This window comes from Parabacteroides sp. MSK.9.14, from assembly GCF_019041495.1.
Classification (GTDB): Bacteria; Bacteroidota; Bacteroidia; order Bacteroidales; family Tannerellaceae; genus Parabacteroides; species Parabacteroides merdae.
Genome location: NZ_JAHPXO010000144.1, coordinates 1 through 361, shown reverse-complemented (window position 1 = coordinate 361; position 361 = coordinate 1). Strand labels below are relative to the sequence as shown.

The following is a 361-nucleotide window of genomic DNA, read 5'->3' as shown; positions in this document are numbered from 1 at the left end:
CGAATATGAAACCTTCATGGTCATTGACAAACTGCTTGAGTCCATCCTCATCCTTACAGGATATTTCTCCGGTGTACATATCCCCGCCCGACCGGGTGTTTTTGCGGATATGGATTTTGAACCATTCCTGACTTTCCGGCTGTTCAGGTGCGCCACATTCCCACAGGGCTACTTTCGCATCGTAGTAAACTTCCCCGTTTTCACATGTCCCGTAATGTCCCCAGTGCTTGAAACGGCCGGTAGTCCAAGTCTTGAACCTTACATCACCGGTCTTTACCAGCACGCACTCGCCGCCATGCATATCGCATTTGATGCCCTTCTTATCCCGGGACACGAATGGGACACGGGAGAAATTCCGGAG

1 protein-coding gene is annotated in these 361 nt (G+C 51.0%); it reads right to left on the bottom strand.

What is annotated here, in order from left to right:
- On the bottom strand, positions 1-361 hold a 361-nt coding region (locus tag KTG12_RS21525; RefSeq protein WP_216945560.1), incomplete at both ends, for a DUF4121 family protein.